The organism is [Clostridium] polysaccharolyticum, assembly GCF_900111595.1.
In the GTDB taxonomy this organism is placed as follows: Bacteria; Bacillota; Clostridia; order Lachnospirales; family Lachnospiraceae; genus Clostridium_AI; species Clostridium_AI polysaccharolyticum.
The window spans coordinates 173,716-199,612 of record NZ_FOHN01000004.1; the positions used below are offsets into that span (position 1 = coordinate 173,716).

At 37.5% G+C, this 25,897-nt stretch carries 25 protein-coding genes; 22 read left to right on the forward strand and 3 right to left on the reverse strand.

What is annotated here, in order from left to right; translation table 11 throughout:
* Positions 1-92: 92 nt before the first annotated feature.
* The 3 genes from BMY85_RS04015 to BMY85_RS15500 all read left to right on the forward strand — a co-directional run bounded on the left by BMY85_RS04015 (position 93) and on the right by BMY85_RS15500 (position 3,997).
* Positions 93-677, forward strand: coding sequence for a hypothetical protein (locus tag BMY85_RS04015; protein WP_092476706.1), 585 nt, complete (start codon positions 93-95; stop codon positions 675-677).
* A 203-nt stretch (positions 678-880) separates the two neighbouring features.
* Positions 881-1,531, forward strand: coding sequence for a deoxynucleoside kinase (locus BMY85_RS04020; protein ID WP_330387203.1), 651 nt, complete (start codon positions 881-883; stop codon positions 1,529-1,531).
* A gap of 183 nt (positions 1,532-1,714) precedes the next feature.
* The gene (locus tag BMY85_RS15500; RefSeq protein ID WP_177180621.1) at positions 1,715-3,997 is read left to right on the forward strand and encodes an RICIN domain-containing protein; all 2,283 of its coding nucleotides are present in this window, start codon (positions 1,715-1,717) and stop codon (positions 3,995-3,997) included.
* Between the two features lie 94 nt (positions 3,998-4,091).
* On the opposite strand, the gene BMY85_RS04030 is transcribed toward BMY85_RS15500, so the two are convergent.
* Entirely contained in the window at positions 4,092-5,441 is a 1,350-nt protein-coding gene (locus BMY85_RS04030; RefSeq protein WP_092476708.1) for a cellulose binding domain-containing protein, read from the reverse strand.
* A 212-nt stretch (positions 5,442-5,653) separates the two neighbouring features.
* Between BMY85_RS04030 and BMY85_RS04035 the strand changes: the two genes are divergently transcribed.
* Positions 5,654-6,808, forward strand: a complete 1,155-nt coding sequence (locus BMY85_RS04035) for an adenosylcobinamide amidohydrolase (protein ID WP_092476710.1) — start codon at positions 5,654-5,656, stop codon at positions 6,806-6,808.
* A gap of 109 nt (positions 6,809-6,917) precedes the next feature.
* Positions 6,918-7,307: a MutS-related protein gene (locus BMY85_RS04040; RefSeq protein WP_278280378.1), complete on the forward strand. Its 390-nt coding sequence runs from the start codon at positions 6,918-6,920 to the stop codon at positions 7,305-7,307.
* Here BMY85_RS04040 and BMY85_RS16245 read toward each other — a convergent pair.
* Positions 7,221-7,451: an SDR family oxidoreductase gene (locus BMY85_RS16245; RefSeq protein WP_143066318.1), complete on the reverse strand. Its 231-nt coding sequence runs from the start codon at positions 7,449-7,451 to the stop codon at positions 7,221-7,223. The two genes, BMY85_RS04040 and BMY85_RS16245, sit on opposite strands and share 87 nt — an antisense overlap.
* A gap of 332 nt (positions 7,452-7,783) precedes the next feature.
* Between BMY85_RS16245 and BMY85_RS04045 the strand changes: the two genes are divergently transcribed.
* The 17 genes from BMY85_RS04045 (at position 7,784) to atpC (ending at position 23,428) form a co-directional block, all read left to right on the forward strand.
* The gene (locus BMY85_RS04045) at positions 7,784-11,407 is read left to right on the forward strand and encodes a glycoside hydrolase family 9 protein (protein ID WP_092476714.1); all 3,624 of its coding nucleotides are present in this window, start codon (positions 7,784-7,786) and stop codon (positions 11,405-11,407) included.
* 599 nt (positions 11,408-12,006) lie between these two features.
* Positions 12,007-12,390, forward strand: a complete 384-nt coding sequence (locus BMY85_RS04050) for a hypothetical protein (protein WP_092476716.1) — start codon at positions 12,007-12,009, stop codon at positions 12,388-12,390.
* A gap of 164 nt (positions 12,391-12,554) precedes the next feature.
* Positions 12,555-13,361 carry an ABC transporter permease gene (locus BMY85_RS04055; RefSeq protein WP_092476718.1) on the forward strand — a complete coding sequence of 269 codons (807 nt, stop codon included), beginning with the start codon at positions 12,555-12,557 and terminating at the stop codon, positions 13,359-13,361.
* Positions 13,362-13,382: 21 nt separating this feature from the next.
* Complete coding sequence (locus BMY85_RS04060) at positions 13,383-14,672, forward strand: FtsX-like permease family protein (RefSeq protein ID WP_092476720.1); 1,290 nt, start codon at positions 13,383-13,385, stop codon at positions 14,670-14,672.
* On the forward strand, positions 14,672-15,025 hold the full coding sequence (locus BMY85_RS04065; protein WP_092476722.1) for a P-loop NTPase family protein: 354 nt from the start codon (positions 14,672-14,674) through the stop codon (positions 15,023-15,025). The genes BMY85_RS04060 and BMY85_RS04065 overlap by 1 nt, the downstream gene beginning before the upstream one ends.
* Positions 15,026-15,124: 99 nt before the next feature.
* A complete protein-coding gene (locus BMY85_RS15505; RefSeq protein ID WP_177180622.1) occupies positions 15,125-15,262 on the forward strand; it encodes a hypothetical protein in 138 nt (45 codons plus the stop codon).
* Positions 15,255-15,671 (forward strand): hypothetical protein, encoded by a 417-nt coding sequence (locus tag BMY85_RS04070; RefSeq protein ID WP_092476724.1) that lies wholly within the window; start codon positions 15,255-15,257, stop codon positions 15,669-15,671. Before BMY85_RS15505 ends, BMY85_RS04070 begins: the two co-directional genes overlap by 8 nt.
* A gap of 150 nt (positions 15,672-15,821) precedes the next feature.
* Positions 15,822-16,343: a hypothetical protein gene (locus BMY85_RS04075; RefSeq protein ID WP_092476726.1), complete on the forward strand. Its 522-nt coding sequence runs from the start codon at positions 15,822-15,824 to the stop codon at positions 16,341-16,343.
* On the forward strand, positions 16,343-17,044 hold the full coding sequence (locus tag BMY85_RS04080) for an ATP-binding cassette domain-containing protein (protein ID WP_092476729.1): 702 nt from the start codon (positions 16,343-16,345) through the stop codon (positions 17,042-17,044). The genes BMY85_RS04075 and BMY85_RS04080 overlap by 1 nt, the downstream gene beginning before the upstream one ends.
* Before the next feature lie 146 nt (positions 17,045-17,190).
* On the forward strand, positions 17,191-17,853 hold the full coding sequence (locus BMY85_RS04085; protein ID WP_177180625.1) for a F0F1 ATP synthase subunit A: 663 nt from the start codon (positions 17,191-17,193) through the stop codon (positions 17,851-17,853).
* Positions 17,854-17,866: 13 nt separating this feature from the next.
* Positions 17,867-18,091: an ATP synthase F0 subunit C gene (atpE, locus tag BMY85_RS04090; RefSeq protein WP_092476731.1), complete on the forward strand. Its 225-nt coding sequence runs from the start codon at positions 17,867-17,869 to the stop codon at positions 18,089-18,091.
* Between the two features lie 42 nt (positions 18,092-18,133).
* On the forward strand, positions 18,134-18,640 hold the full coding sequence (gene atpF, locus BMY85_RS04095) for a F0F1 ATP synthase subunit B (protein WP_092476733.1): 507 nt from the start codon (positions 18,134-18,136) through the stop codon (positions 18,638-18,640).
* The gene (gene atpH / locus BMY85_RS04100) at positions 18,621-19,133 is read left to right on the forward strand and encodes an ATP synthase F1 subunit delta (protein ID WP_092476735.1); all 513 of its coding nucleotides are present in this window, start codon (positions 18,621-18,623) and stop codon (positions 19,131-19,133) included. Before atpF ends, atpH begins: the two co-directional genes overlap by 20 nt.
* A 20-nt stretch (positions 19,134-19,153) precedes the next feature.
* Positions 19,154-20,659: a F0F1 ATP synthase subunit alpha gene (gene atpA, locus BMY85_RS04105; RefSeq protein WP_092476737.1), complete on the forward strand. Its 1,506-nt coding sequence runs from the start codon at positions 19,154-19,156 to the stop codon at positions 20,657-20,659.
* 3 nt (positions 20,660-20,662) lie between these two features.
* Positions 20,663-21,559, forward strand: a complete 897-nt coding sequence (gene atpG, locus BMY85_RS04110; RefSeq protein WP_092476738.1) for an ATP synthase F1 subunit gamma — start codon at positions 20,663-20,665, stop codon at positions 21,557-21,559.
* A 45-nt stretch (positions 21,560-21,604) separates the two neighbouring features.
* Positions 21,605-23,005 (forward strand): F0F1 ATP synthase subunit beta, encoded by a 1,401-nt coding sequence (gene atpD / locus BMY85_RS04115; RefSeq protein WP_092476740.1) that lies wholly within the window; start codon positions 21,605-21,607, stop codon positions 23,003-23,005.
* A gap of 12 nt (positions 23,006-23,017) precedes the next feature.
* Complete coding sequence (gene atpC, locus BMY85_RS04120; RefSeq protein WP_092476741.1) at positions 23,018-23,428, forward strand: ATP synthase F1 subunit epsilon; 411 nt, start codon at positions 23,018-23,020, stop codon at positions 23,426-23,428.
* A gap of 126 nt (positions 23,429-23,554) precedes the next feature.
* Here atpC and BMY85_RS04125 read toward each other — a convergent pair whose 3' ends face one another.
* Positions 23,555-25,720: a glycosyl hydrolase gene (locus tag BMY85_RS04125; RefSeq protein ID WP_092476743.1), complete on the reverse strand. Its 2,166-nt coding sequence runs from the start codon at positions 25,718-25,720 to the stop codon at positions 23,555-23,557.
* Positions 25,721-25,897 lie beyond the last annotated feature (177 nt).

The following is a 25,897-nucleotide window of genomic DNA, read 5'->3' on the forward strand; positions in this document are numbered from 1 at the left end:
CAAAATAGGATATCGTAAAAAATTTGCTTTCTATCATTCTGCTTCCATACATGCTATAATGAAACCAATATAATAAGAATGGAGTAGAAAGTATGAAGAAATATAAGAGTTTTGTCATTTTATTAGTTATGAGCCTTCTGATTGGATTAACAGGATGTTCTTCTTTAGAAAAGAAGGATAAAGATACGGCTAGACAGGAGGAACTGGCTGTTACAGAACAAGGGGATGCAGAGGAAGAAACGAACTTATCTCCTTATTATACCTTTGATGACAAAGGACAGGATGTACTGGCAGCCATGTTTTTTCTTGGTGGCGATAATCAGGAAATGAATCGGAATTTAAAAGAATTCAATAAAAACCATAATATCCCAGACGGCAGTTTTCAAATTGTAGCAGAACATGATAACTGCGAGTGGTACGCTATTATTCCAAAATATATTGGAACAAAGCTCAAGGTGGAGCAGGTGAATCTCAATGAAGAAAGTGGCAATCTGGAAGTGTCAAATTTACTGACGGAGACAGAGCAGCCAGTATTGTTATGCTGTAACAAAAGTGATATTGTTCCATCAGCACAAGTAACCATAACTTATAAAGAAGAAATCATTACATATAATCCATTTCTTAGTTTAGAGAGTGGAAAATTGTCCAAAGTGGAACGTGTTTATACGGAGGAATAATCTTACACAAAAATCCTAAGGCAATCTTAGGATTTTTGTGTTATAATAGCAAAGCTTATTCATAGAAAAGGGAAAACAGGATACTTTAAAGAGGGTATTCTTTCGGATTCTGCTTTTATTTTAGATTGAATAGAGGGAACATAGAAATTGTTTTCTATGGGTAAAATACAACGTGGGACGACAGAATGGAAGGAGAACAATTGGTGATTACAATTGGAGCAATGATTGGTGCGGGTAAATCAAGCCTGGCGAAACTACTTGGCGAACATCTTGGCAGTGAAGTGTTTTATGAAAGTGTAGATGACAATCCAATACTGCCTTTATTTTATACAGCAACAGAAGAAGAGATACAGAAAAAAAGATATCCGTTCCTGCTGCAGCTCTATTTCCTAAATACGAGATTTCGTTCAATAAAAAAAGCATTAGTACATGAAAATAATGTGTTAGACCGTAGCATTTATGAAGACTGGTATTTTGCAAAAGTCAATAAGGAATTGGGAAGAATCAGTGATCTGGAGTTTCAGATGTATGAAGGCCTGTTAGAGAATATGCTAGAAGAATTAGAGGAACTTCCGAAAAAAGCTCCAGATTTAATGATTTATTTGACAGGGAGTTTTGAAACGATTTTAAAAAGAATTCAGGAAAGAGGCCGTGGATATGAACTAGACGAAAGTTTAGTGGATTATTATAGAATTCTCTGGTCAGGATATGACCAATGGATGGAAACTCAGTATAAAGCTTCAGAAGTGCTCAAGATTAATATTGATCAATACGATTATGTAAATAACATGGATGACCAGATAGAAGTGTTAGACAGGATCACTAAAAAACTTGCAGAAATTAGGGGAAAATAATGCTGGTTTATGGCACTAGAAGAGATGCTTTTGGGGTACAGTATATGAACATTGGCAGAATAGATAAAGAATTTTAGCAGAAAAGGTATATTTACAGTATTTTGCATACAAGTTTATAATAATAGTTACTAGGTAACAGTTACTAGGTAACTAGTGAAAATGCTAAGAAAGGTGAGGATAGTAATGAGAAAATTATTAGGGGCAATTCTAACGCTAGTGCTGATATTAGTATCAATACCAGTAAGCAATGTAACCCAAGTATCTGCTGCTAACGTAATGGTAGTAGACTGTAACAATGTACTTCGTGGTGCAACACACTGTGCCAATGGTTCTTTATACGGAATTATTGAAAATGTGCCAGCGGATGTGAATAATTTAATTAAGCCAATCCATCCGTTTGTAGTACGTAACCCAGCTAGAGGCGGCAATGGAAACCAGCATCCATTTGGAGATGCAATTAAAGTTGCAAAGAAACTGCAGAGTGTTCCAGGTGCACTTGTATCCATTGACCTGGCTGACATTTTGCCATATTGGCCTTATAAATGGCCAGGCATGCAAAGCTGGTTAAACCAGATCAGGCAATTTGCCATTGACAAAAAAGCTTCTGGATGCACAAACTGGTATGGTTATGAAATCTGGAATGAGCCAGACGGAACATGGAAAGATTCTAACGGATGTAATTTCAATGAATTATGGCGTCAGACTTACAATGTTCTTCGCCAGACAGATCCAAGTGAAAAAATCATTGGACCATGTGACAGCTGGTATAATGAAAACCGTATGCGTTCCTTCTTACAGTACTGTAAGGCAAACAACTGTCTTCCAGATATTATGAGCTGGCACGAATTAAGTGGTGTAGAAAACGTATCAAGCCACTTGAAAGCATATCGTAATCTTGAAAAATCACTTGGTATTCGTGAACTTCCAATCAGTATCAACGAATACTGTGATGTAAACCATGATTTAGAAGGACAGCCAGGTTCCAGTGCACGTTTTATCGGTAAATTCGAACGTTATAAAGTAGACAGTGCTATGATTTCCTGGTGGTTTGTTCCAAAGCCAGGACGTTTAGGAAGCCTTCTTGCAACAGATACACAAAAAGGTGCAGGATGGTATTTCTATAAATGGTATGGCGACATGACAGGTGATATGGTTTATGTTACACCTCCAAACGACAACAGCAAATTAGTAGATGGTGCTGCATGCGTAGATAAAAACAGCCAGTACATAAGTTTCATTTTCGGTGGGCCAAATGATGGTACTATCCGTACAACAATTAAAAATATTCCATCTTTTATTGGATCAGCAGCCAATGTAAAAGTTGAGAAAATTGACTGGGTAAGCAAAGATACGGTTTCCTATGGACCAACAACTGTATCAAACCAGAATGTAGCAGTAGTAAATGGACAGATTACTGTAAATGTAAATAACTGCAATGCAAGTTCCGGTTACCGTATTTATGTAACAAAAGGAGATGGAAGTTCTGCCGTTACACAGCCATCTTATCCAGCAGAAGAAACAGGTGAATCACAAGTAGTTTCAGGCGGAACTTACAAAATCATCAACCGTAACAGCCAAAAAGCATTAGCTGTCAGCTCAGACGCAACAGATAATGGTGCTGAAGTCATTCAGTGGGATGATAATGGAAAGACAAGCCAGCAGTGGACAATTTCTGATACTGGTTCAGGTTATGTAGTATCCAATGTAAATGCGAAGAAAGCCTTAGATGTAGCAGAAAAATCTACAGCAAATGGTGGAGATGTTCTTTTATGGAGCGACAATGGACAATCCAACCAGAGATGGTTCATTAGAAGTACAGGAGATGGCTACTTCACATTTGAAAACGTAAATAGTGGTAAATTGCTAGATGTTGAGAAAGAATCTTTAGATAATGGTGGAAATGTACTTCAGTGGAGTGAAAACGGTGGCATGAATCAGCAGTGGAAGCTGGTACGTCTCGATAAACCTGCCGCAAGTCCTTCCGCAGCACCAAGTAAGCAGCCAGAAGCAAGCGTAGCTCCGAGTGTAGCACCAAGTAAAGCTCCAGAAGCAAGTAAAACTCCAGTGGTTTCTGTAAAACCAGCTGATGGTTCAAAACCAGCAGTATCTGTGAAAACAGAAAACAATGGAAACACAATTTCCCAGACTTATACGATTACAGCACAAGGTGGAGCGGTAGATCTTTCTAAGTTAAAGATTGAATATACAGCAGATGGAATGTCTTCTGATGCACAGACGGTATTTGTAGATTCTGCAGCACTTGTTCTAAATGTTGCACCATACTATGATTCCATTGGAAGTGATGTAACAGCTTCCATAAGCGGACAGAAATTAAGTATTGCTATTTCCGGAAGCCATGTATTGCAGCCAGGCCAGGGAAGCTGTACCATTAACGTACGTTTTGCAAAAAATAACTGGTCATCTTATGGTACTTTAAGTAAAGAAAACGTAAGTGTAATCTACTAAGCCATAGGGTATATATTAGAATTATGCACATATAAAAAAGGAAATGCAGCCATAAAGCATGGTGCATTTCCTTTTTTCCGTCTAGCCTGTTGTCCTACCAGTTTTTCCACTGACTCTTGAATTTACCTGTATTGAATCTTCCGTTTGGTGTAAGGAACATATTTGCAACGCTTGTATCGCCTGCAACTTGCCATCTTAACCATCCAGTGATAGCATCTCCACCATCCCATACAGTGGAGCCATGTCCGCCACCGATAATGCCGCCATACCAGATTGGTACGGATGCAGCAGCATAGTCACGATTTGTGTTGTTTGATGCAAGACCACCATCCGCTAAACCGTTCATAACGCAGGTTGGATGTCTCCATTTTGTATGTCCTAAACCATCAAAAGAACCACCATCACAGTGAATCGTTGTTACAATATGAGGATCGCTTGCTACTTCATAAGCACCAACAGAGCCAAGAGAGAAACCACCAGCAGCGATTTTATTTACGTCCATTTTATGATATAGAGGGCATTGTGGGTTTTCGTTCTGTTCGATCATCCATTTTAGTCCGTCTACACATTGCTGGCCAGACCACTGGGATTCTTCACTGTATACTACAAAACCTTGAGAAGCCCATCTTTTCATCTGTCCTTCGTATAAGGAAACATTGTCACCGCCACCTGGATTCCAGATAAAGATAGGGTGTTTTGTAACGCCTAATGTACCAGGATTGGAAGGTCTTACGATCCATGCTTTTCCGTTTGGACCATAACCCTTGTCGATGGTTACAGCAAATGGGCCATTTTTATCGACATCACATTTAGGTAAAATGCATCCGCTGGCTGCAGCAGAAGGAGCCACGCTAGGAGCTGCACTAGGAGCCACACTAGGCTTTATGCTAGGAGCTGCACTAGGTTTTACGCTAGGAGCCACACTAGGATTTGTACTAGGATCAGGTGCATCTGCGCTGTATTTTTCAGTACTGATAACTTTTCCATTATACTCAACTTCAAATTTCACTTCTTTAAAGTTTTCATAGGAAGACCAGTCACTCTGATTAAAGCGGATACCTAAAGATAAACTTCCATTGCTTAAAGAATATGCTTCTTTTATGCCGATTTCCAGATAGCCATCTTTAAAAGTACCAGCTACATTTTTGGAATAATCCATGTAGTATGGTGCTACATTTATGGAAATACCAGCACTGTCACAAGTAAAGGACTGAGCTTTGCTGCTGGTTTTAGAATAATAATACCTTAAAACCAGTTTGGATAAGTCCACAGACTGAGTAGCTTTGATGATGTAGTTTTGTGAGATGTTTCCTGAAACATTAGTTGTCAGGGTAACGTCAGGGTTTGTATCTGCTGCTGCTTTTACTGGAGAAACAGTAAGGGAAGCTGCAAACAGCATAGTACTTAACGCTGCCGCTAAAAACTTTTTAGTACCTTTTTTCATAAAATAACCTCCTTATATGTATCCTCGTAAATCACTTATCTGAAGTAATGCGACCCTCCTTTCTTAGTTATTGATTTATCTATAAACCAGATAAGCTAATTCTATTATAATATGGATATTACCTAGAAAACTACCATTTTTTTCGCTTTTTGGTATAATAACTTTAGATTAGATTTTATGAAGAAGTAAATGAAGGGGAACGATAGAAAAAAATGATTTTAAAAGACAATGGAACGGGAAAACAGCTGGTATATACTTGTAAAAATGGAGATAAGCTTTATTACCAGAAACGGGGTATCTGGATTGAATTTGCTGACCGAAGAAGGGTTCTTAGTACTTCGGTATTAAATGGTGGCCTGCGAGAAGATATAAAGGGAGTGTTTAATTTTAATTGTCTGGCAGATCAGTATGCTTGTGATTTGACGGAAGACACTTATGAACAGGAACTTCAAAAAAATGCAAAGCAGATTGGGCTTATGAAAGAACCAGTCACAGGGCTTAGTACTGCTGCATGGGTGGAATTTCTATCGGTTCAGACAGAAGCTTTTGAAGAACTGGAGGTAACCGCAGCTGTAACAGGTGGAATTGATAAAAATGCTGTTCGTGCAGGGGATCTGGCATCTTATTATGAGTGGGATGGAGAATACCATATGATAAATCCAGCAGAGAAAATTACGAAAGGAACAATTAACATTCTGTTGGAAATCAACCAGAACCTTGCACCAGGTGTACTAACCCGTGCCCTTGTAACCTGTACGGAAGCAAAGGCTGCGGCAATAGAAGAATTAATGATTGGAAGCCTTTATTCAGAGGATTTCGCAACAGGTTCAGGGACAGATGGAACCATTCTGATATGTGACAGTACATCGGTACATGCCCTTACAGATGCAGGAGAGCATAGTAAGCTTGGTGAATTGATTGGAAATGTGGTAAAAAAGGCGGTAAAAGAAGCACTATATTTACAGGCAGGGGTATGTGCTCCAAGACAGCATAAAATATCAGAGAGAGGAAAACGATATGGGATTACCTTTGGAAGTGTGTGGGACTGCTATGTAAGACAGAAAGAAAAATTTCAAGAAATGGGAATTCAGTTTGCCTTTAGTGAAGAACTGGAAAAACAATTTCAGTACAAGGAAACCAATAGTACGCTGGTAGTCTGGATGTCCCTCTATTTATATATGTTAGACCAGTATCGGTGGGATATGTTAAAATGGGGAGAAATTGTCCGTGAAACAAAGCAATTGACAAAAGGGATGTTAGGCATTGAGGATAGCTGGATTTTTGAATTGAATGAGGAAAAAGAAATAAAAGAAGAAATGTTAGAACGGGCGAAACGGGCAGTTGTGTGGTTCATTGGGAGAGATTGAGATAAATGAAACTCGTTTTGTAGGCATAAAATTTAATTCAGATACGCCAAATTTCTCTGAATATTATTTATACAAGGAAATAAAAGTATAAAATAACATTATTGCGGAGATAAAGTCGCTAAAAAGAATTGTATGCTCAACAGAGAGTGAAATACCTGTTTTATGCTGTTTAGATGAAGTGTTAAGAGGAACAAATACAATAGAAAGAATTAGTGCGGCATCTGAGATACTTAGCAGTTTAGCAAATAAAAATACTATATGTATTGCGGCAAGTCATGATATCGAATTAACCTATATTTTGGAGGGCATATATGATAATTATCATTTTCAAGAGAGTGTAGCAGAAGACGGAATTAATAGTGATTATATACTATATAAGGATCGCTCCTATACTCGAAATGCAATTAAACTGTTAAAATATATAGGATATTCTGAGAAAATAGTTGATAGAGCAACGAAGAGAGTGGATATGTTTATTAAAACAGGAAAATGGAAGTAGGAGAATGTAATTAGTAAACTGTGGTATTTTCATTCTAAATCCACCTGCCATATCTAGAATATTGCCTGTTATATAGATTGAGTCGTCAGATATCAGGAAGAGGATTGCGTTGGCCATTTCTTCAGGCTGTGTAATTATGGCCATTGAAATGTATCTTAATAGGTAGCTGAAAATTCAGCATAACCGATATCTGTCATGGAGTAAGTTTGCTTTACAGATTATTGCACTAAGATATGTAAAAATGTAAAATTAATTTATAGAAAATGGGAAAATAGAAAGATAGTGGTAAATAGAGAGGAAAAGAACAATTTAACTCGCAATGTTGAGTATATCATGTAATAGTGCATAATATGCATGTTAAACATACAGATTAATCAGAATGCCTTTTCATTTATTTTCAAATACGTTATAAAGGTTAAAACGACGTGTTTGTACATAGCCGTTCATTGATTGAAAATTTTTGAGGAGGTATTGATATGCATAATATGAGACGTAAAATTGCATTCCTTTTAGCAGGAGTAATGGTTGCAGGTTCTCTTACTGTGGCACCAGTCTTTAAGGGAGTAAAAGTTTCAGCAGCAGTACAGGAGGAAAATGTAAACTTAGTGCCAAACGGTACATTTGATGAAGTTTCCGACAGCTGGAATGGCTGGGGAAATGAAGGTGGCGAAGCTACGGTAGAACAGAAAGATGGCAAACTAGTTGTCGATATTCAAAAAGTAGGAGACGTAGCATGGGGTGTGCAGGCATGCTGCAATTCAGGCTTTGGTTTATACCAAGGTGGAAAATACCGTTTATCCTTTGACATCAGTTCTTCCATTGGACGTACTTTAGCATATGGAATCCAGATGAATGGTGGAGATTATTCCGCTTATGTAAATGATACCATTTCTGTAGATGAAGAAACCCAGAAAGTATCTATAGATTTTACAATGACAAAAGAAACAGACCTTGTTCCAGCATTATTCTTTAACTTAGGAAATTATGGAGAAGAATTAGATCCACATACAGTAACAATTGATAATGTAGATTTAGAACTGCTTGATGGAAGCAAAATCAAGGAATCTGGTTCAAGTTCCAAATACGAAGAAAATGTAAACATTGTGCCAAATGGTACATTTGATGAAGTATCGGATAACTGGGGCAGCATGACATGTGAAGGCGGTTTGGCGGATATTGCACAAAAAGACGGTGCTCTTGTATGTGACATTACAAAGGTTGGTGATGTAGCATGGGGGGTACAGGCAAGCTGTGGTTCTGGATTTACTTTATATCAAGGTGGAAAATATAAATTATCCTTTGATATCAGTTCTACAATCGGACGTGAACTTGCTTATGGAATTCAGATGAATGGCGGTGACTATCACGCATACGTAAGTGATAATATCAAAGTTGATGAAGAAACCCAGAAAGTATCTGTAAGCTTTACCATGACAGAAGAAACCGATCAGGTGCCAGCATTGTTCTTTAACATGGGTAACTATGGAGAAGAATTAGATCCACATACTATCACAATTGATAATGTAGACTTACAGTTAGTAGATGCAAGTGGAATCAAGAGCAATGTAAAGAAACAGGAAGAAAACGTAAATTTAATCGAAAGTGGAGATTTTGAAGGCGATACAAGTAACTGGGGCAATTACACCTGTGAAGGTGGTAAAGCAAAAATCCGTCCAAAAGATGGTGCTTTAGTATGTGACATCACAAGTGTTGGTGGTGTTAATTATGGGGTACAGGCAAGCTGTGGTTCTGGATTTACCTTATATCAAAACGGTAAATACCAGTTATCCTTTGATATTAATTCTACAATTGCTCGTAAACTTGCATATGGTATTCAGTTAAATGGTGGTGATTACCATGCATATGTAAGCGATGAAATTCAAGTAGATGAAGAAACACAAAAAGTTACAATTACATTTACCATGACAGATGAAACAGACAAAGCTCCAGCATTATTCTTCAACATGGGTATCTATGATGATGAAGATTTAGAGCCTCATACAGTAACAATTGACAATGTTGATTTACGTCTGATCGATGGCAGTGCTATTGTTTACGAAGAAGAAGAGGAAGAAAAAGAAAATCCAATCAACTTAAATCAAGTTGGTTTCAAACCAGATGCTAAGAAAGAAGCTGTAGTTCGTGGTGATTTCAAGACAAATGTATTCCAGGTTAAAAATGCAGAAGACGACAGTGTTGTATTTGAAGGCGAATTAAGCGAAGGCATTTATACAAAAGCAGCAGATGAAACAGATTATATAGCAGATTTCACATCTGTAACAGAGCCAGGAAAATACTATGTAGAAGTAGAAGGCTTAGGAAAATCCGTAACATTTGAAATTGGAGAACATGTATTTGATAATGCACTTAAAGATGTTATGAGATTCTTCTATTTACAAAGATGTGGAGATGGAATTAGTGAAGAATTAGGTGGTAAGTTTGCTCATGGTGACTGTCACCAGCAAAAAGCCCGTATTTATGGAACAGATGAGTTTATAGAAGTAGAAGGCGGCTGGCATGACGCTGGTGATTACGGAAGATATGTAGTTGCTACATCAAAAGCAGTAGCAGACTTATTACTTGCTTACCAGGCAAATCCAGATGCCTTTACAGATGACTTCAATATTCCTGAAAGTGGAAATGGCCAGTCTGACCTGATTGATGAAATCCGTGGACAGATGGAATGGTTATTAAAGATGCAGAACAAGGAAAATGGTGGTGTTTACCATAAAGTCACAACGGCTAACTTCCCAGGTTCTATTCCAGCAGATCAGGAAACAGGTGAATTAATTGTCTGTCCTATTACGAATACATCAACAGCTGATTTTGCTGCTGTTATGGGCATGGGATATGAAACATTTAAAGAGATTGATAAAGACTTTGCGGACACCTTGTTAGAAGCAGGTGAAAAAGCATATGCTTATCTTGCAGATAAACCAAATGAAAAAGTTACAAATCCTGCTGGTATCAGTACAGGAGAATATGGTGACTGGAACGATGCAGATGAAAGATACTGGGCAGCCGCTTCTCTTTATAAAGCAACTGGTGATGAAAAATACCATGATGATTTCAAAGCAGCAGTAGCAAAGGGCGTTCAGTTTGAATACGGATGGCAGACAGTAGGAAGCTATGGTAATAAGATTTACTTAAGCACAAAAAATCAGGATGAAGCAACAGCAGAAGCAATCAAGAAAACTATCATAAAAAAAGCGGACAGCTATGTAGAAAGAGCAAAAACAGATGCTTATGGCAATGCCAATGCAGAAGATTACTGGTGGGGAAGTAACTTAAATACCATGAGTATTGCTGCTTACTTAGCAGATGCATATGAAATTACAGGTGACGAAAGCTATCTTGCAGTAGCAAATGAGCAAGTCAACTATGTGTTTGGTAAAAATGCTGCAGGTACTTCCTATGTAACAGGATATGGTGAAATTGCACCACAGAATCCTCATCACAGACCTTCTTTCGTAGCTGGAGAAGCAATCAAAGGTGCTTTAGTTGGTGGCCCTAATAAAAACTTAGAAGATAATTATGCAAAGGCTTATCTTCAAGGAAAAGCCCCAGCAAAATGTTACTTAGACCATTCAGAATCTTATTCTACGAATGAAGTAGATATTTACTGGAACTCTCCATTAGTTCGTGCACTAGCAGAATTGGATTTTGTTAATAACGCAGATAAAGTTTCTGATGCGGCAATCAAAACAGATGTAGACACAAATGTAGAAGGCAATGTTATGAAACAGACATATAAATTAACATTAGAAGGTGAAAAAGCAATTGACACTTCTAAGTTAGCGTTGCGTTATTACATTGCGGATGCAGATGTTGAAAATATTAAGTTTGTATGTGATTATGCAGGTGTTCTTTACAATAACAATCCTTGGTATCATCAGTTCCAGGATTCTGTAAATGCACAGTTTATTAAGACAAATGCAGGTTACTACTTAGAAATTACATTAGATGATGCAGTTACGATTGAACCAGATCAAGGAACATTAACTATCATGACTCGTATGAACAACGCTGACTGGTCTAGCATTGATGGCATTACAGATGGAAAAGCAGCAGTTTACTACGATGGCAAACTTGTGAAATAATTTTTCTTTCCAATGGAAATTGAATTCTCAGAACAAAGTCTGAGTTCCTCAGATTCTCGCGACTGGAATGTACTCGAAGGAACTCAGACTTTGCTGCGCCAGATGGGTGTCGCTGTTTTTTAGCTGTCGCTGTTTTTTAGCTGTCGCTGTTTTTTAGCGACTATCTTCCTTACCCATCTGTGTGCATCCTGTGCCCTTCTTTTTTAGGGCACTTTTTATTTGTTCTGATTTTTATCTAACTTCTTGCGAAGTTCTTTTACTAAAGATGGAGAGACTTCTTTGATAAAAGTACCTGCAGCAAGTGGATTATGAGCCATTATCCTTTGTTTTGGCAGGTTTCATAACATACCTCCCAGATATCATCATCCAAATGGAGAAAAATATCGAATTATTACTATTATAATATTGATATTTTCTGTTATTTGATACTGAAAAAGCGAATAAGATTGAAAAAATGAAAATAATATATTCTTATTAAATGTTTTATGTTAGAAAGGGGCGTATTTATTTTTTATATTAAAGAGATATATTGACAAAAATACCATAAACTGGTAATGTTGCTCTGTAAATGAATAAAGAATATATAGTAGAAGGGAATTATGAGAAAAAAGTTATTAGTTTCAACAATGGCACTTGTATTAGTAGCAGGTTCAATCACAGCGTCAGCTGCATCAAAATCATTATTTTACAAGGATACAGAAGCTAAAGCTGTTTTAGACGTAGATTTTCATTGGGCTATTTTGGACTCTGATGATGCTACTGCTTATACAGATAAATCAACAGGAAGCTATCCTGTTGCAGTTCGTTTAGAACTTTGGAAAAATAAATCGGGTTATGATCAATATAAATATGATAGCGATCCATCTTATGCGGAGTGTAATTTCTCTTATAGTGATGTATATTGCTATCAAAGTAGACATTCAATAGATAATAGCAAACATACAGTAGAATATGCAGTTAAAGCACTAACAGAAGAAGAATAATACATAATAAGAGAAAAAAATGTATTTTTAATAGAGTAACAAAGTGGTAAAAAAACATATTTGTGTATAAAATAATTCTTTATTCATTTACCAATAGAAAAAGAGTTGTTTTATAATTTATGTACCAGAAGAAGTATAGGTGAATAGGATGTGAGTTAAAGTAGATGTTAGTTAAATGCAAGAAGGTATTTCGTTATCCTTTATCTACGTTTTATGTTATCGTTGGTTTGATGGTTGCATTTTTGATGCTGTTTGATGGGTTAAGTATTTATAATGAAGTAACGAAAGCAGCAGATGAAGACAAGCAGGCTCGTTATAATGAAACAACAAGATTAAATGTAGAGAATACAGATAAGAGGCAGTTAACTCCTCAATTATTTGAAGTGCCAGAAAAAGTGAATGTACATTTGGTAGCAGATGCTTGTATTGAAGGAGCTAGTGGAAATGTTAAGGCGGACATAGTGTTACAGAATGCAATAGAGTTAAAAATCCTTTTGAATACTGGCAGGCTTCCTACCAAAAAAGAAATAGTTAGCGGGAAACATGTGGCTGTAATTAGAAGTGGTTTAGAGAGTTGTACATTTGTAAAAGACTCAAAAAAGTATATCGAAATGAACGGAACTGCATATGAAGTTATTGGAACGATGAAGGAATTCGGTTCAAATGGCTATGTGTTTGTATATGAGAATTGTCTTACAAGAGAAATGTCAAAGAAAATAATGAATAGTGACGATATAAATGTTATTATTAATAGCGATAAGAATAACACATATGATGCATATAATCATATAAAAAGCAATATGACGGATTTTTCTAATACGATTAATGTAGAAGGACGGCAGGTTGATGAGGATATGGATGTATTGCAGTATGCCATGGATAATTCAAGTGTTGTAGTTGTTTTTGTGATATATCTATTCAGCATTATAAATTGTATTAATGAAAATTACTCCAGCTCAAGCTATAACTGAGGGAAGGGGATAAAAAAATATATGAAGTTAAGAAATCTTATCATGCTTACAGTGAGGTCGATGGCAAGAATTCGCTGGAAGCTTTTTTTGATCTGTTCGGTTTGTATCTGTTCTTTTTTTCTTATAGATCAAATGGCTTCCAATTCGTTTCGTTTCATTTATCACAAGATTGAGCTTAGCAGAATGCTGAAATATGGGAAAGAAAATACGTTACAGATTAAGTTTAATTATATTGAAGAGACAGACGGATTCATAAATTCTGTGAATCAGCTCATGCAATACATAGACAAAGTTGACGGGATATATGCTGGAGGAAGCTATGATGAGAGTAGTGAATATTTTGGAGAGTTAAAAAATAACCCAAAATATCAAAACATTAATAGAAAAGCATATGCCAATACTTTTCGTATGGAGACATTAGGTTTATCGGAAGTGATTTATGTAAATCATGGAATGGAGCAGTTGTGCAAGTTGAAAACAATAGTGGGAGATACTGACTTTAAAAAGTATAAAGAAGAAAATATACGACCAGTTTTAGTGGGATATGGCTTAAGAGATATTTTGAAGGCAGGAACAATAATAACATCGCAAAGTAATGGACAAAAATATCAAGTGGTTGGTATTTTAGAAAAAGATCAGAAATGGTTTGGTGATGTTGATGCAGTAGGAACTGGTGTAGTTTCATTAAATTACAAAATAATTGCAGCAAGAAGTCAAAATGAAATAGACAAAAGTGACAATAGAGTAATGTCAACTCTGTGTACTTTATCAACATCTTTTCTTTTGCTAGAATCAAATAGTGAAACGGAGAATATTAAGAATTTAATTATAACGAAAGCTAAGCAATTAGGATTATCAGTCAGTATTGTGCCGATGGAAGAGGTCATTAAAGATTATGAAGAATCATATCGTGAAAATATGAATACTGCATTTCTGATTACATTTGTTTTTGTGCTTTTCTCCAGCATTGCTATATCTTCATCTGCAGTTGTTTCTATTCTAATGCGAAAAAGAGAAATTGGCATTTTGTATGCAAATGGCTGTTCAAGAAGAGACATTGCGTGGAAGATTATTCTTGAAAATGCATACATAATTTTTCTGTCTGTGGGAATTGCTTTTTCAATCAGAACATATTTGATCTTAAAGGATAAATTCAAAGCATTTTCAGGATTAATACGTCAGATACATATCCAGCTGACATTACCGTTTATGGTGTTAATCACGCTTCTGATTATTATAATTGCAAGTGTTCCACCAGTCATGATAATGAGTAAGATGAAACCAGTAGAATTAATAGGAGGAAATGAGTGATGATCCGGTTAGAGTGTATAGATAAAGTTTACCGAGGGGAAAGTTTTGAAGAAAAGGCATTGAATCATGTGTCATTACAAATTAAAGATGGTGAATACTTTCTTGATGATATAGAAATCCATAATTTGCCTATTACACAGCTGCATAATATTCGAAAGAGAAAGATTAGTTTTGTTTTTCAGCAGTTTGCTCTAATGAATCATTGTTCAGTGTATGAAAATATAGAGGTTCCATTGCTTGCCCAGAATGTAAAGAAGGCAATTCGTAAACAGATAATCATGGAAAAGCTAGAAATGTTGAATATAAAGGAGTTAAAAAACAAGCTTCCAATCCACATATCGGGCGGACAGTAGCAAAGAGTTGCAATTGCAAGAGCATTAGCAAGCAATAATCAGATTATTCTGGCTGATGAACCAACAGGTGCATTAGACAAGAAAACTGGAGAGGAAGTTATGGAGATTTTTAAGAAAATAAATGAAACTGGAAAGACAGTTATTTTAGTAACACATGATGAAAAAGTAGCCAGTAAAACAAAAAGAATTATAACGTTGTCTGATGGGAAAATAGTAGGAGATGAAAAGAATGATTAAGAAGAGGATAATTGGAGTTATTTTAATAGCAATAATTATAATATTAGGTCTGTTTATCTGGAAGGTTCAAGGAAATAAAAAGTCGAAGATCAAAGAAGTGCTAAATTGTGAATATCATATTGAGAAAGAGGAGTATGAGGAACAATATAATTGCTTTAAGGATAACTTTACGATGAAAAAGGGAGCAGAGTATAAATTGAAATGGAATGTGACACTGAGTTCTGGTGATTGCGTTTTAAAAGTTGAAAATTCTAATAAAGAGAAATTGTGGGAAGAAAAAGTGACAGCTGATGATAATTTTGAAAAAGATATTACGTTAGAAGGCGAAGGAGATGCAGTAGTGTATATTGAGATTAACGAAGAGACAGAAGGAAAAACTTCGTTGATTATTGATGAATTAGTAAAATAGTTAATCTATCTCGTTAGGTATCTTAACTAAATATTCGGAAAAGTATATACTAAAAGATGAGAAAATTTTAATTATTCAGTAAATGCTGACAAAATTCCTTCCCCCTATGCATATACATAAAAAGAAATCATATTACACAAAGGGGAATACATGAACAAAAAGAAATTTCGAACAGAGTTATTATGGGAGTCACCTTTTCTTACATTGATATATGTTTTATTCTATAGTGTCTTTATTTTCCTTATAGTCCTTTTGCTTGCTGGAGCAAAAAATGAAAAAGTAATTCCTGTTTCCATTACCTGTCTTCGCACTGTTTTAATAGGTTTTCTTTTTGCAGGAATCTTAACAGCCAGTACCTGTCTGCATTTTATGCTGAAAAGAAAGCAGTACCTGATTTATTATGTAGCTGGAGCATCCTACAGAATGCTGATCACATACATAACAGCGAAACAATATATTATGCTGGTAATTTCACTAAGTATGAATCTTTTGTATGTAAATTTTACAGATTTCTTTTATAATGTCTTACATACAGGCAATTCATTTCGTGACTTAGTTTGTTATAGCATTGCGGGCATGTTTATATGCTGTCTGTTAAACGTTCTTGTTTCTATGTGTTCTTTTGTTCTTATAAAACAGTTACATCCTTTTAGTGAAAGGTGGGAAAGATAATGCAATATGTAGAATTACATCAAGTGAGCCAGCAAAAAGCAAGTAAAAAGCATTCTATGAGCAGGCCAATTGAACAATTGAATCTGGCTGCTGGGAAAAGAAGCATCATAGGGATTCGAGCCAAAGAAACAAAAGCCCGTACTGCACTGATTCATATTTTAAGCGGAGTAAGCATACCTGCTAGTGGCAGCTACTTTATTGATGCTTTGCCATTGCCTTATCAGTCGGATAAACAGATGGCAGCCTTTCGAAATTCAAATATTGGAAGTGTATCATATTCTTTTCCTTTAATTCCTAAATGGAATGTAATAGAAAATGTATCGTTTCCCCTAAATTACAGCTCTAGATGTGGCCAGTCCAGATTGGAAGCAATTGCTTTAAAAGCTCTTAAATTTGTAAAACTTCATGACACAGCAAAACGTGAACTCTGGACATTAACTTCAGGAGAGGAATTACGGATAAAAATTGCGAGGGCGATTGTAAATATGCCTAAGGTTGTAATAGCTGAGATATCGTTGGAAGAATTGAATAAAAGCCAGGCAGATCCTGTTATTGATATCATTAGTAATCTTCCTGCATTAGATATTACGACGATTTTACTTACAGAAGATCCCGAACTTGAAAAAATATGCAGCCGTCAGTATGAGCTTTTGGAAAATACCCTTGTTGAAACAAAAGGAATGAAACATTATCCAGTTTAGAAATCGAATAAAAGCTATTGAGGTGATAGATACTACCAAAGTATTCAATCACCTCATTTTTTGCGTTATATTTTTTAAGAGTGCAGAAGAAAGTGCAAAAGGATAGAAAGGAAGTGAGCAAAACGAAAGAATTCGCAGTTAATCTAATGGAGGAACTGAACGTCGAAACTGTGTTTACCATTCCAGTATCAGGAGGAATTAAAATTGCAGAATCTGTCGTAGTTACATGGATAATCATGGCTATCATGGTGGGTCTGTCCATTCTTTTTGTCCGCAATCTTAAAGTTGAAAATCCTGGGAAAAAGCAGCTTGCTATGGAAGCAGGGTATTCCTTTTTTTATCATTTTTTTGATGATATGCTTGGAGAACATGGAAGACGTTATATTTCGTATCTCATTACCATTGTCTGGTTTATTGGCATTGCCAATATGATAGGGCTTTTTGGACTGAAACCGCCAACCAAAGACCTTGGTGTAACAGTGGCTCTTGCCATTATGAGTATCGTGCTTATTGAGTATTCTTCCTTTCATGCAAGGGGATTTGCCGGCAAGCTTCTGGCATTTGCAGATCCAGTTCCGCTTCTGGTTCCTATCAATATACTGGAACTGTTCATAAGGCCGTTATCTTTGTGTATGCGGCTTTTTGGAAATGTGCTGGGTTCCTTTGTTGTAATGGAATTGTTAAGAGGACTTTGTGCTTGGGTTCTTCCAGTTCCTTTTAGTTTGTACTTTGATATTTTTGATGGATTTATACAAGCATATGTATTTGCATTTTTGACTTCTCTATTTATGAAAGAGGCTATCGAATAAAGGAGGTAATCGTATGTCAACAGCTATTGCGATTGGAGCAGCTATTGCTGTATTAACAGGTATTGGAGCAGGTATAGGAATTGGGATAGCGACAGGAAGGGCAGTAGATGCCATTGCCAGACAGCCAGAAGCAGACGGCAAGATCTCAAAATCCCTGTTACTTGGCTGTGCCCTTGCAGAAGCAACAGCTATTTATGGTTTTGTAATTGGACTTCTGATTATTCTATTCTTAGGATAATATGAGGCTAGAACAAGTGATACACGAAAGGTTGTGAAAGTTATGGGAATGCTTCGGTTAGACTGGAACATTGTTGCAACGATAGTCAATCTCCTTGTGCTTTATTTTCTTATGCGCCGTTTTCTGTTTGGGCCTATTCAGGCAATCCTTGATAAACGGAAGGAACTGATAGAATCCAGATTTCATGAGGCAAAAGAAGAACAGTTACAGGCAGGCCAGATGAAAGAAAAATACCAGGGCCTGTTAGCCAATGCCAAAGAAGAGTCGGCACAGATAGTGGAACGGGCTAGAGAACAGGCAAAAACAGAATATGAGAGCAGACTTTCTTGTGCAGAAGAACAGGCAGAGAAAATGCTAGAAGCTGCAAGAGAAAAAATGGAACAGGAGCATGACAAGATGCTTAAGGAATTAGAAAGCCAGATATCGACCCTTGTTATGTGTGCAGCAGGGAAAGTCATTGGCCGAAATGCTTCTCCTAAGTATGACGAAGCATTATACAATCAGTTTTTAGATGAAGCAGGTGGTATAGATGGCCCAGATCGCAATTAACTATGCAAAAGCTTTATATCAGTTGGGCATTACACCAGATACTATGAAAGACACTAGGCGTAAATACAGGAAAACACAAGAATTGCAGAAAGCACTTCTAAGTCCGGTTATTCCAAAACAGCAGAAACACCAGATAATTGAAAAAATCTTTGCTCCCTCGGTGCATGGCTTTCTGAAACTGCTTTGTGATTATCAGTCTGTCAATCTTTTGCCACAGATTTTTGAAGCTTATAAGAAAATTTACTATCAGGAAAATGATGTGCTGGCAGCAGAACTTATGTATGTGACAGAACCTAGTGAACAGCAGGTACAGCAGTTCAAAAACTATCTAAGAAAACGTTTCCAGAAAGAAAAAGTACACATTCGTAAGATACAAGATCCTGCTTTGGTGGGCGGTTTCATATTAAAAGCAGGAGACCTAGAGATGGACTGGAGTCTGAGAGGACGCTTTTTACGTCTGGAACAGAAACTGGTATATGGGAATTCCCAATAAGGATTTCAGGAGGTGAAGATTTGGGGGCAATTAGTTCAGAAGAGATTATTTCTATTCTAAAAAGTGAAATAGAACAATATGACCAGATAAGCAAAGAACAAGAAGCTGGTTCTGTTATCTGGGCTGGTGATGGGATTGCAGTCCTTTATGGAATTGAGCACGCTATGTACGGAGAAATTATTATCTTTGAAAATGGTGTGAAAGGCATGGTTCTGGATATTCAGCCAAATCAGGTAAGCTGTATTATCTTTGGAAGGGATACGCAGATTAAAGAAGGAACGAAGGTTACTAGAACCAAGAGAAAAGCAGGAGTGCCAGCAGGTGATGCATTTCTTGGAAGAGTAGTGGATGCCTTAGGGGCTCCCATAGATGGAAAAGGTGAGATTGAATCCAGTGATTTTTGCCCTATTGAAAATGAGGCACCTGGTATTGTAGACAGGCAAAGTGTCAGCCAGCCTATGGCTACAGGAATTCTAGCCATAGATTCTATGTTCCCTATAGGCCGTGGACAGAGAGAACTTATTATTGGGGACAGGCAGACAGGAAAAACTGCAATTGCTATTGATACAATAGTCAATCAGAAAGGAAAAAATGTCATATGCATTTACGTTGCCATTGGACAAAAGGCATCTGCTGTTGCAAAACTGGTAAATAATCTGAAAAGCCATGATGCTATGGACTATACCATTGTCATGTCAGCTACGGCAAGTGATTCTGCCTCATTGCAGTATATTGCACCTTATGCAGGAACGGCATTAGGTGAATATTTTATGTACAATGGGAAAGATGTACTGATTGTATATGACGATTTAAGCAAACATGCAGTTGCATACCGTGCAATATCCCTTTTATTAGAACGGTCTCCAGGCCGAGAGGCTTATCCAGGAGATGTGTTTTATCTTCACTCTCGTCTGTTAGAGCGTTCTAGTAAGCTAAAAGATGAGCTGGGAGGTGGTTCTATGACAGCACTTCCAATAATAGAGACACAGGCGGGAGATGTATCGGCCTATATTCCAACCAATGTTATTTCCATTACAGATGGACAGATTTTTTTAGAATCAGACTTGTTCTTCTCAGGAATGAGGCCAGCTGTAAATGTAGGGCTATCTGTATCACGTGTTGGTGGTGCAGCCCAGACAAAAGCAATGAAGAAGGCATCAGGTACCATTCGTATTGATTTGGCACAGTTCCGTGAAATGGAGGTATTCACCCAGTTTAGTTCGGACTTAGATGCCAGCACGAAGAACCAGCTTTTGTACGGCCATATCTTGATGGAACTTTTAAAACAGCCACTTTACCAGCCAATGAGTCTTGCAAGACAGGTTATTACTTTATGTGCAGCCAGTCACGAGGTATTTATGTCTGTGCCAGTTAAGGAGGTAAAACAGTTTCAGATGGATATGCTGGAATTCTTTGAACGGGAGCACCGGGAAATTGTAGAGGAAATCAATGAAAGCAAAGTGCTTACAGATGAGCTTGCACAAGCCATTGTAACTGCTGCCAATGAATTTAAAGATCGAGGTTAAGCTATGGCAAATACGAAGGAAATTCAAAAGAGAATGAAGAGTATAAAGGATACAATGAAAATTACTAGTGCAATGTATATGATATCTTCTTCTAAGCTTCGCACTGCCAAGAAAAAGCTAGAAGAAGCGGAACCTTATTTCTTTACCTTACAGTCTGTTATTGCACGTCTGCTTCGCCATATACCAGAAGTACACAGTATTTTCTTTGAACAGAATACTTCGATTCCTGAGGAAGAAAAAAGAAGAGGCTTTATCGTCATTACTGCAGACAAAGGACTAGCAGGAGCGTATAATCATAACGCCATCAAAAAAACGCATGAACTGTTGAAAAAAGGAAAAAACAACAAAGTATTCGCCGTTGGAGAAGCAGGACGTCAGTTCTTTCTGAAAGAGAATTTAGAAGTAGATAAACACTTTATGTATACGGTACAAAAACCAACCCTTCACAGGGCACGTGTCCTAGAGGATTATGTTTTGGACTTATATCAGAACAATGAGCTGGATGAAGTATATATTGTGTATACCAGAATGGAAAATGCATTTTCAATGATTACCGAGACAAAACGGCTTCTTCCTATGAAACAGGAGGATTTTGTGGTGAAGCAAATACCTGCTGATACCTATCAGGAGGAGATACGTCTTGCTGCACCAGCAGAATATATTATGGATCGTGTCATTACCAGTTACGTCAATGGATTTATCTATGGTGCCTTAGTCGAATCTTACTGTTCCGAACAGAATTCTCGAATGATGGCAATGGAGTCTGCTACTGCAAGTGCGAAAGACATGTTATTTACCTTAAAGAAGGAATATAATCAGCTAAGGCAGGCTGCTATTACGCAGGAGATTACAGAGGTAATAGGTGGTGCAAAAGCCAAGAAGCGAAAACAGAAAAAATAAAATCCAGTATGGAAGGAGGAAAGCCTCGTATCCAGAGGGACAACAATGGAAAAAGGAAAAATCATTGCAGTTATGGGACCAGTTGTGGACGTAGAGTTTCCAGATACGGATATACCTTTTATCAGAGATGCTTTAATTGTAGATAATAATGGGAAAGAAGCTGTCATGGAAGTTGCACAGCATGTGGGAAATAATACGGTACGCTGCATTATGATGGCAGCCAGTGAAGGTCTTAGTAAAGACATGGAGGTTCGTTCTGCTGGAAGCGGAATCAAGGTACCAGTAGGAGAGAAAACTTTGGGACGCTTATTTAATGTTCTTGGACAGACGATAGATGATGGGCCTGAAATAGAAAATTCAGAACAATGGGTTATTCATAGAGAGCCACCAGCGTTTGAAGCTCAAAGTCCTGCTGTTGAAATATTGGAGACGGGCATAAAAGTCATAGACTTATTAGCTCCATACGCAAAAGGTGGAAAAATAGGCCTGTTTGGTGGTGCTGGAGTCGGTAAAACCGTCTTAATACAGGAACTGATTGGGAACATAGCAACGGAGCAAGGCGGTTATTCCATTTTTACAGGGGTTGGAGAACGTTCCAGGGAAGGTAACGACCTTTGGTCTGAGATGAAAGAAAGTGGTGTATTGCAAAAGACAGCTCTAGTATTTGGCCAGATGAATGAATCACCAGGTGCCCGTATGCGTGTGGCAGAGACTGGGCTTACTATGGCAGAGTATTTCCGGGATGTGAAACACCAGAATGTTTTATTATTTATAGATAATATTTTCCGTTATGTGCAGGCAGGTTCAGAAGTGTCGGCATTACTTGGACGAATGTCTTCCGCAGTTGGTTACCAGCCTACATTAGCAACAGAATTGGGAGAACTGCAAGAGCGAATTGCTTCTACAGAAAATGGTTCTGTTACGTCTGTTCAGGCAGTTTATGTACCAGCAGATGACTTGACAGATCCAGCACCAGCTACTATATTTGCCCACTTAGATGCTACAACAGTATTATCAAGGAAAATAGTGGAGCAGGGAATATATCCAGCTGTGGACCCGCTTGAATCTAACTCTAGAATTCTAGAAGCAGATGTTGTAGGAGAAGAACACTATGAAACTGCAAGAAAAGTTCAGGAAATTCTTCAGGGATATGCAGAATTACAGGATATCATTGCCATACTTGGAATGGAAGAGTTGTCAGATGAAGATAAATTAACAGTAAACCGTGCAAGAAGAATCCAGAGATTTTTATCCCAGCCATTTCATGTGGCAGAAAACTTTACAGGTGTTCCGGGAACATATGTGCCATTAAAGGAAACAATCCGGGGATTTAAGGCGATCATAGACGGAGAAATGGACGAATATCCAGAGAAGGCATTTTTTAATGTAGGTACAATTGATGAAGTAATTGAAAAAGCAAAACAGATGAGCGAAAATAACAAGTAGGAAGGTCATGAAATGGATCCGTTATTTTTAAAAGTTATCACCTTTGAACGAGAATTCTATTTTGATAAATGTACTCAGGTTGTTTTTACCATGGAAGACGGAGAAGTAGCCATACAGGCTCACCACGAAAATATGCTGTTTGCTGTGGATCCTGGAGAAATCCGTGTGGCCAAAGCCGATGGCAGTATTGAGAGAGGTGTTTTAGGTACGGGATTTGCTTATGTGATGAACAACCGTGTTATTATTATGGTAGATACAGCAGAGCATCCAGATGAAATTGACATGGTACGTGCAGAACGTGCAAGACTGAGAGCACAAGAACAGCTAAGACAGAAACAGTCCATTGCAGAATACTATCATACACAGATTTCCATGGCAAAAGCCATTTCTCGAATGAAAGTAAGAAAAAAATACAAGATATAGGAAGAGCGAAGAAGATATGGAGAAAGAAAATGTATCATATATAATAACTTATACAAAGTGATAATAAAGCACGAAATCCCCAGTCAGCTTGACTGAAAAACTGACTGGGGATTTTGATTTATCAATTTATTGGGAAATGACTGTACCATCATAGTACACAACAATGTCTTTTTCAGCAAAGTCAGTGTAACCTGACCAGTCACTTTGAGCAAAACGAACACCCATGGAAAGGCTTCCAGCGTTTGGAGCAATGGAATATGGGGTGTCAAATGTGATTTCTAAGTAATCATCCTGAAAGGTTCCTGTAACATTCTCGGAGATATTGGCATACCAAGGAGATTCTTTTAACTGTAAGCCAGCATTGTCACACCAGAAAGTCTGAGCCTTATTGCCTGTCTTATCATAATAATAACGAATTGCTAATTTCGATAAGTCAAGACGATCTGTTCCAGCTGCACTGATGTTGTAGCTTTGGTTAATGGAACCGCCATTTTGTGTAGTAACTTTTACAACAGGTTTTACGCCGCTTGCTGCAGAACTTGGAGTTACTACAGGAGAAGGAGAAACCACAGGCTTTTCAGACACTACAGGAGAAGGAGAAACTACAGGCTTTTCAGAAACCACAGGAGCTTTGGAAACTGCAGGAGAAGGAGAAACCAAAGGAGCTTCTGATACAATAGGAGAAGGAGAGGTGGCAGGCACAGGAGTTTTCTCTGGTTTCTTAGTTGGTGTCTGACCTGAAGCTTTTAAATCTGGCAGTTCATCTAGAGTAAGAACGTAGTCACTTTGATATAAATCAGCGATTGTGTCTTTGTAGTTATAAGATTCACTCATCAGGTATTCGCCGTACCAAGGGCAGAAATAAAGCCATGCAGCTTTTTCAACTGTTAAATTTTCCACGTTAGGAATGGTATCATTCTCTGGCATAGCAACCATTTTCTTGCCTTCTGTCAATTGTACTAACTGATAGAAGATAGAGGAAATAGCATCTTCATTAGGCACGCCAGATAATCCGTCATAACGGTTGTAAACAGTGTTGTATTTATCATAACCAACGATATCGACATAATCGTTTCCTGGATACCATGCTGGAGAAGAACTGTATGTGTAACTGTTGTATTCCCAGATTAAATTATGAATGCCGTAGGTTTGGGTTAATTCTGTATAAAGCATTTTCCAAAGCTGTTTGTAAACGTCAGCACCAGCAGATGCCCACCAGAACCAGGCACCTTCCCCTTTTTCGCCACCATTTCCTTCTGCTTCGTGGAATGGACGGAAGATAACAGGTACATTATTGTCCTGTGCAATCTTAAGCTGTTCTGCTAAATCTTCAATGATTAATTGTACATATTCGTATTCTTTTGTGCCAGGAACAACCGCTTTGCTTGTGTCAAAGTTTGTGTCATTTGGCTTGTAAGTACATTTCTGCCAGTCTACAAATTCACCTAGTTCGTATGATTGGAAATCTTTTGGAACATTAATGTGCCAGCATGCAGCTGCAATACCGCCACGGTTATTTACCCAGTCAATTATACGGTCTGTAGTTTCGTCTTCCCAGCCATAAAGAGGATTGTAGTTCATGAAATCAAATCCACGGATGGCAGGGTATTTGCCTGTCAGATCATGAATCCAGTCAAACTCCAGTTCATAGTTTCCGTCATTTCCACTTCCATATATTTCTTGCTGGCCAGATAAAATGTGTTTTCCATATACGCTAGTCAAATAGTTCATTAACGTTTGTGTTTCCTTGGTTGCTTTTGAATCACAAAGAACAGGGTCAACTGTTAAACTAGGTAATTTAGCAACATCAACAGTTAGAGAATCAAAATATGCATAGCCCCATCCACTCTTAATCTGAATGGTGTTTTTGCCTGCGTTTAGTTTATGTACACCGAAGCTGAAATCAGTCCAGTCTGTCGCATAAGGAAGCATATAAGAACCAGTAGATTTTCCGTTTACATATAAATACTGAAGTCTTCCTTCTTCGCTTAGTTCCTGCATATAGCGTGTAGAAACGGAGTACATTCCTGTTTCTTTAACTGTTATTGTAAGTGTGATAGTACCAGAGCCTTGCATCCAGACAAAGCCATCACCAGTATATCCAGGTTTTTCTTCCCCCCAGATAGAAGTTGTAACTTTTAAATCATTAGAAATTGCCAGATCCTCGCATTCGCTGAAGCTAAGAGCTTGGCTATTGTCTTGTACTGGTGCAGCATTTAATGGAGGTGTAATAGTGTTTAGTAAAAGTGCAGAACTTAAAAGAATTGTGCCTGCTTTTTTGGTAAATTTCATAATCATTTTCTCCTTTCCGTATAAAACATTGTGGACTAACAGGAATTAGTGATTAACCTGTTAGCTAAATATAAGTTGACTATAACCTAATAAAAATAGGATGTAAACCTTATAGAACTGAACTGTATCAAAATTTGTATTAATTAGTCGTTTTGAACAGAACGTAAAAGGAAAACC